Annotated in this window: 7 protein-coding genes; 4 read left to right on the forward strand and 3 right to left on the reverse strand. The window is 67.2% G+C overall.

Annotated elements, in window-relative coordinates; genetic code table 11:
• Positions 1-202 precede the first annotated feature (202 nt).
• The 4 genes from HMPREF0372_RS08375 to HMPREF0372_RS08390 all read left to right on the forward strand — a co-directional run bounded on the left by HMPREF0372_RS08375 (position 203) and on the right by HMPREF0372_RS08390 (position 3964).
• Positions 203-1669: a pyridoxal-phosphate dependent enzyme gene (locus tag HMPREF0372_RS08375; protein WP_007490810.1), complete on the forward strand. Its 1467-nt coding sequence runs from the start codon at positions 203-205 to the stop codon at positions 1667-1669.
• 112 nt (positions 1670-1781) lie between these two features.
• The gene (locus HMPREF0372_RS08380) at positions 1782-3020 is read left to right on the forward strand and encodes a threonine synthase (RefSeq protein WP_007490812.1); all 1239 of its coding nucleotides are present in this window, start codon (positions 1782-1784) and stop codon (positions 3018-3020) included.
• Positions 3021-3048: 28 nt separating this feature from the next.
• Positions 3049-3405, forward strand: coding sequence for a hypothetical protein (locus tag HMPREF0372_RS08385; protein WP_007490813.1), 357 nt, complete (start codon positions 3049-3051; stop codon positions 3403-3405).
• Entirely contained in the window at positions 3398-3964 is a 567-nt protein-coding gene (locus tag HMPREF0372_RS08390; RefSeq protein WP_230979268.1) for a nucleotidyltransferase family protein, read from the forward strand. The genes HMPREF0372_RS08385 and HMPREF0372_RS08390 overlap by 8 nt, the downstream gene beginning before the upstream one ends.
• A 64-nt stretch (positions 3965-4028) precedes the next feature.
• Here the strand turns inward: HMPREF0372_RS08390 and HMPREF0372_RS08395 are convergent, their stop codons facing one another.
• From HMPREF0372_RS08395 to HMPREF0372_RS20065, 3 genes are all read right to left on the reverse strand, one after another.
• The gene (locus HMPREF0372_RS08395) at positions 4029-5414 is read right to left on the reverse strand and encodes a hypothetical protein (protein WP_007490818.1); all 1386 of its coding nucleotides are present in this window, start codon (positions 5412-5414) and stop codon (positions 4029-4031) included.
• Complete coding sequence (locus HMPREF0372_RS08400) at positions 5407-5901, reverse strand: sigma-70 family RNA polymerase sigma factor (RefSeq protein ID WP_007490820.1); 495 nt, start codon at positions 5899-5901, stop codon at positions 5407-5409. Before HMPREF0372_RS08400 ends, HMPREF0372_RS08395 begins: the two co-directional genes overlap by 8 nt.
• 127 nt (positions 5902-6028) lie before the next feature.
• Positions 6029-7131, reverse strand: a 1103-nt coding sequence (locus tag HMPREF0372_RS20065; protein WP_007490822.1) for a hypothetical protein, incomplete at its 5' end; no start/stop codon positions are given.

A 7131-nucleotide genomic window follows, 5' to 3' on the forward strand; every position in this document is an offset into this window, starting at 1 on the left:
GGTCGTCACCTATTTTGACGCCGCCGGCGTGGAGTTGGCCTCCCAGTCCTTCTCCTCCGCGGACTGATCCCTGGTATAGCTCGGGGGGCGCTGCACAGATGCAGCGCCCCTCTTCTCTTATGCCCGGCGCGAATTGCGCTTGATTTCTGCCCGCCTTGTGCTATCATGGGAGTATGGCAATTCGGAGTAAGGAGGCTTTTGCATGATCGACCTGACCATCCACCGCCAAGCACTGGACCGCAACATCCAAAAGGCCCGGGAGGGCGGCGTCGTCATCCCCACCTTCGAGAACATGAAGCACCCGGAGACGGTACCGGAGCCCATCCGGGCCCGCCTGAGGGGCGTGGGCCTGTGGGATGTGGACCCCCTGAATCTCTTCCGCATCACCTGGAAGAACGAGCCCATGGAGTCCGGCGGACTGTACCGCGCCGTACCCAACTACATCGAGCTGCCCCCAGCCCTCACCGGCGTGCCCGCCCGCATCATCGCCCTGGTGGGCAAGTGGTTCCCCACCGGCTGCCACAAGGTGGGGGCCTCCTTCGGCTGTCTGGCTCCCCGGCTGGTCACCGGACAGTTCGACGCCGGGTATCACCGGGCGGTGTGGCCCTCCACCGGCAACTACTGCCGGGGCGGCGCGTTCAACTCCAAGCTGCTGGGGGTCCGGTCGGTGGCCATCCTCCCGGCGGGCATGAGCCGGGAGCGGTTCGAGTGGCTCTCCCAGATCGCCGGAGAGGTGATCGCCACCCCCGGCTGCGAGTCCAACGTCAAGGAGATCTTCGACAAGACCCACGAGCTGCGGCAGGAGCCCGACTGCATGATCTTCAACCAGTTTGAGGAGATGGGCAACCACCTGTGGCACTATCAGGTCACCGGCTCCGCCATCGCCGAGGTCTTTGAGGCGGTCAAGCGCCCCGGCGACCGGCTCTCCGGGGCCTGCTTCACCTCAGGCAGCGCGGGCACCATCGGCTGCGGCGACTACCTCAAGGAGGTCTACCCCGGCCTGAAGCTGGCGGTGGGCGAGGCCCTTCAGTGCCCCACCATTCTGGAAAACGGCTTCGGCGACCACCGCATCGAGGGCATCGGCGACAAACACATCCCCTGGATCCACAATGTGAAGAACACCGACATGGTCATCGACATCGATGACGAGGACTCCCAGCGGCTGCTGCGGCTGTTTAACGACCCGGCGGGCCATGACTACCTGCGGGAGGCCGGGGTGCCGGAGGAGACTCTGTCGCAGCTCTCCCTGCTGGGTATCTCCGGCATCGCCAACGTGCTGTGCTGCGTGAAGCTGTCCAAGTACTACGAGCTGACGGAGCACGACGTGGTGGCCACCGTCCTCACCGACTCGGCGGACATGTACCGCTCCCGTATCCAGGAGCTGGCCGACCAGTATGGCCCCTATGACGGGCGGGCCGCCGCGGTGGACCACGCCCTCCATCTGCTGGGCCTGCGCACCGACGCCATGGCGGAGCTGAACTACTACGACCGCAAGCGGGTGCACAATCTGAAATACTACACTTGGGTGGAGCAGCAGGGCCGCGACATGCACGAGCTCAACGACCTTTGGTACGGCAGTACCTGGGACGACGTGCACCGGCAGGCCGCCGCCCTGGATGAGCTGATCACCGCCTTCAACGAGGAGACCGGGGTGCTCAAGCGCCTGTAAACCGGGGTAGGCGGGGCGATGAGGGCATCGCCCCCTACAGCCGTTACCCTCATAATGTGTAGGGGCTGATGCCCTCATCGGCCCGCCGTCCCACATCCGAAAGGGGGATTTTATGAAATATGTCCTGGGCGCCAAGTGCGTCAAATGCGGGCGGGAGTACCCCGCCGCGCCCGGTCTGACTACCTGTGCCTGTGGGGGCATCCTGGACATCGTATACGACTACGCCGCCATCCGGCGGCACTTCTCCCCCAAATCTCTGGCGGACTGCCGCGACTACAGCATGTGGCGGTACCGGCCCCTTCTGCCGGTGGAGGAGGAGTCCGTCCCCCCGCCCCTGCGGGTGGGCTGGTCCCCTCTCTATAAGGCCGACCGGCTGGCCCGGGCCCTGGGGCTGGATACCCTCTACCTCAAGGACGACAGCCAGAATCCTACGTCCTCCCTCAAGGACCGGGCCTCCGCCCTGGCGGTCGTCAAGGCCCGGGAGGCGGGGGCGGACACCATTGCCTGCTCCTCCACCGGCAACGCCGCCTCCTCCCTGGCGGGCAATGCGGCGGCGGCCGGGCTGTCCACCTACATCTTTGTGCCCAGCCGCGCCCCCAGGGGCAAGGTGGCCCAGCTACGGATCTTCGGCGCCACGGTCATCAGCGTGGAGGGCTCCTATGAGGACACCTTTGAGCTGTCCAGGGCCGCCATCGACCGCTGGGGCTGGTACAACCGCAACGCCGCCATCAACCCCTACCTCTCCGAGGGCAAAAAGACTGTCACCCTGGAGATTCTGGAGCAGCTCGGCTGGCAGACGCCTGATTACATCGCCCTGTCGGTGGGGGACGGCTGCACCATCGCCGGGGCGTGGAAGGGCCTCAAGGATCTGTACGCGGCCGGGTTCATTGACCGGCTGCCCAGGCTCATCTCCGTGCAGGCGGAGGGCTGCTGCCCCCTGAACCGGGCCATCGAGACGGGAAAGCCTTGGGAACCCATGGCGGAGAACACCCTGGCCGACTCCATCGCCGTGGGGGTGCCCCGCAATCCGGACAAGGCCCTCTGCGCCATCCGGGAGTCGGACGGCGTGGCCGTCAACGTGTCCGACGGGGAGATCCTGGAGGCCATGCGCCTGCTGGGCCGCACCCAGGGGGTGTTCGGCGAGCCCGCGGGGGCGGCCGGCACCGCCGGGGTGAAGAAGGCCGTGGAGCTGGGCCTCATTCCCGCCGGGAGCACGGTGGTGAGCATCGTCACCGGCAACGGCCTGAAGGACGTGCAGAGCGGTATTCAGGCCGCCGGGGAGCCCATGCGGGTCTCTCCTGACATGGATGCCCTGCTTGCCGCCTTCGCCGCCCAGGACATCCGGCCCTGAAAACCAACAGAGAAAGGAAACCACACTCATGAACGACCGCTCCGCCAAAATAGGCGTCTGGGCCTATCTGCTCTTTACGCTTGCCAGCTTTGCGCTGGCTCTCTATCTTTTGCTGGCTGAGGGGGGATACCGCTACAACGTCTCCCTGGTCGCCCTGCCCGTCTGGATGGGCTATACCGCCTTTAACACCATTAAGAGCGTGTCCGATCTCATCGGCGCTCAGAACCGAACCGCCAACTTCACCCGTATGCTGGCCCGCTGGGAGGATACCTTTGAGAGCCGCGGCAAAGCCCTGGCCCTGTTCACCTTTATGACCCTGGTGGTGGGCCTGATCAAGCTGGCTGTCCCCATCCTCCTGCTCCAGTTGGGGCAGGCCTTTGCCTGAGCGGCTGGGCGCTGTCCTCATGGCCTCCGGCTTTGGACGGCGCTTTGGCTCCAACAAACTGCTGGCAGAGGTGGACGGCGTCCCGCTCTACCACCGGGCCATGGCGGCTCTGGCCCCTGCCGAATTTGACCGGGCAGTGGTGTGCTCCCCCTATCCGCAAATTCTGGCTGCTGGTGAACGATTCGGATTTCTTCCGCTCTATAACGGCGGTGCGGCGGAGGGGATCTCCGCCTCCATTCGCTTGGGCCTGGCCTGGATGTCGGACCTGGACGGGGTGCTCTTTGCCGTCTGCGACCAGCCATGGTTGACCACAAAGAGTATCATCCGCCTCAAAAAATCCTTTTTGGAATCACCAGACGCCATTTACGCTCTCTCCTGGCAAGGACGGAGAGGCAATCCGGTGGTGTTTCCCGCCGACCTGTTTGGAGAGCTGGCCGCGCTTACCGGGGACACCGGCGGCGGCGCGGTCATCCGCCGCCACCCGGAGCGGCTCCGGCTGGTGGAGGCGTTTTCCCCAAACGAGCTTTTGGATGTGGATAACCCGGAGGCACTCTCCTAAAAACAAACGGATATCCCACCGGCTCATTTGCCGGTGGGATATCCGTTTTGACATATTTCCGCTGCTACGACACCGGAATGTGCTCCCCCAGAAGGAGCAAATGGTCGATCTCCGCCACCTCCACCGGGCGCTCTAGCTCCCAGGTGTTGTAGGCGTCCCATACCTCCGCGCCGGCGCCCTCTCCCACGTTGGCGTAGCGGCCCGCGCCGCAGGCGGCGGGCACCTCGGTTCCATCCTTTAGAACCACCGTGAGCTCCGCCGTGCTGAAGCCGCCGGTGTCGTCGCTGTCCATGGTGACGGTAAGGGGGGAGACGGTGACGTGATCCACCCGCCGCCCCGCCAGGGTGCCCGTCCACTCCAGCACCGCCGAGGGGTGGTGCTCCAGCGGGAAGTCGATGCTCCACGGCCCGGCGATGTCCACACCGGGGCGCTCATAGCCGCCGTAGAAGTACACCTCCCCCAGCTCGGCCTCCTCCCCCGCTTTGATCAGGGGGAAGAGCACGTCCAGGCCCCCTTCCACCTGGGTGATCACCGTGGCGCGCCAGTATTTCTCCTCCGCCGTCCGGCGCTCGTCCCTGGGGTAGACGCGGGCGAGGAAATAGCCCATGTCCAAATCCCCGTGGCCGATGCCAGGGGCGTAGGCCACCCGGACGTGGAACCGCCCGTCGCTGGCAAAGCCCATGGAGGAGATGGTCACGTCGCCGGTGCCCTCCAGGGGCATGGGTGTCTGGCCGGGGGCCAGCACCACCCGCTCGTCCGGCAGGATGGAGGCGGGATAGCCGCTCTCCTCCACCCCCATCACCACCCGGTCCCCCTCCCCCAGGGGCAGGCTGTCCAGAAGGGCCGCCGTCACCCCGGCGCAGGAGGCGCCGGCGTCCAGCTCGCCCTGCCGGGTGGTCAGGCGCTCCACCGCCAGATGGAGCGTGTCCGGGACGGCGCCGCCGGTTGTGCCGAGGCCCACCGCGCCCTCCGTCTGGGGCCGGTAATAGGACAGGCCAGCCGCAAACAGGGCGGTGCGGCTCTCCGAATCGTACTCCACCAGCCGGCCGGCCAGATCGCTGTCCGCCCCGCAGTGCAGGGTGAGCTGGCTGTCCAGCCGGTCCCCCTCTACGTCGCGGACCGTGAAGTAGACCTCTCCCCGCACGTCGTCGGCCAGGGCGCTGAGCACCTGTATCTCAATCCCTCCGCTGGTGCACACCGCCCCCTCCACGGTCTGGGCCAGCCCGGCAAAGGGGCCCTGGCGGGCCTGAATATACTGCCACAGGGACGGCCCCGCCGCCACGGCGGTGACGCACAGGGCGGCGCAGACCAGCGCAGCCGCTGCACCACGGCGGAGCGCAGAACCGACCCGTTTCGCCGTAAAGGCCTTTTCCCTGACAGCATTTTTTCGGTTCTCGTCGAATACCAGACCGGCCACCGGCCGCTCCAGCGCCTTGCGCAGCTCAGTCATAATACCACTCCTCCAGCATGGGCCGCAGCTTCCGCTTGGCCCGGGTCAGCCGGGCGGACACGGTGCCCGGCGCAATCCCAAGGGTGTCTGCAATCTCCTCCAGGGTAAACTCCTCATAGTAGCGCAGCAGCACGACCTCCCGGTACTTCCGGGGCAGGGAGAGCACGGCCCGCAGGGGGGTATCGTCCCACGGCGCGTCCTCCGCCGCCGGCTCGGCCAGGGCGGACAGCTCCATCCGGCGGGTGTGCCACGGGGAGCGGAGCAGATCCCGGCACATGTTGAGGGCAATCGCCGTAATCCAGGTGCGCTCCGCCGCCTCCCCCCGGAAGGTGCCGTACCTCCGCCACGCCCGGAGCAGGGTCTCCTGGGCCGCGTCCTCCGCCAGGGCGGCGTCCCCCAGCTGGAGGGCGCACAGCCGCAGAAGCCCTGTGCCGTACTCCTCCATTAGCCGCTCCAGATCGGCGGCGCTGCCCGCCTGATGTGCCATCTCGCTCCCCTCCTCTGCCCCATTCTATCCCATTGGACGCATTGGCGGGGGATTTTCATGCAAAAGGGACGGATTTCTTTGAAAGAAATCCGTCCCTGGGTGATTGTTCCCGGCCGTTGCGTCCCCTTTATTCCAGGGGGAAGGTCTCCCCCAGAAGGGTGACCGAGGCCAGCTCGTCCAGCGCCGCGGGCGTCTCAAAGCTCCACAGCCCGAGGTTCAGCCCGTCCTCCGCGCCCGCGCTCATCATGCCCATGGGCACCCCGGTCCGGACGCCGCTCTTGTCGGTGGCCCACACCACGAACCAGTCCTTGTCCCCGCCCCGGTAGTAGACGGCGATGTTCATGCCCGACACCTCGATGCGCTCCACATAGAAGCCGCCCTCCAGGGTGCGGCCCACCGGGATCACCCTCTGCTCCGCCGGCTCCAGCTCCACCGGGAGGCTCCACTCCCCCCCGATGGCCGCCTCGGGGCCGCGGTAGGCCCCGTAGACCCGGATGGAGGCCATGTCCGCCACGTCGTCCGGCGCAACGCCGCCGATGGTGTAGTCCATGCCGCCGTCCACCGCGGTTTGCTCCAGCGTGGAGCCCATCTGCTCCCCCGCCGCGTCATAGGGCACCGCCAGCAGCCAGCCCGCGTCAAAGCCCTCGGCCATGGCCAGGCGGATGTGGAAGCGCCCCTGGCCGTCAAAGCCCATGGAGCTGATGGTGAAATCCGCGGTGTCGGGGCTGGTCTGGGGGGTCTGACCGGGGGAGAGCACCACGGCCCCCTCCCCCGTGGTGTCGGTGTCCAGCGCGCGGGCCGCGGCCGGAGGCTGGAAGCGGGCGTCCCGGATATAGCGCTCGCCGGGGTCGACGCAGGTGAGCTCCAGCGTCACGGCCTGGCTGGTGTCCAGGCCCTTCGCGCTGGCCTCCAGCAGCAGGGTGCGGCTTTCGGCGTCGTAAGAGACCACCTGGTTGCCGGTGCTTCGCCCCATAGCCGCTCTGGCGCCCTTCAACCCGCCGGAGACCTGGGTGTGACCGTTGAGCCGGTCGCCCGTCTCGTCGGTGAGGGTGTAGTACACCCGGGCGGTATAGCCGTCGCTGACCGCCTTCACCAGCTCCAGCCGGAGGCCCTGGCCGGACGTTTCCCCCTCCACCTCTGCGGCAAAGGGGGCGTAGGGCCCCAGGCGGGCCTCCAGCGCGTCCCACAGGGTGGGGCCCGCCGCCACGGCGGTGACGCACAGGGCGGCGC

It is taken from the genome of Flavonifractor plautii ATCC 29863 (assembly GCF_000239295.1).
In the GTDB taxonomy this organism is placed as follows: Bacteria; Bacillota; Clostridia; order Oscillospirales; family Oscillospiraceae; genus Flavonifractor; species Flavonifractor plautii.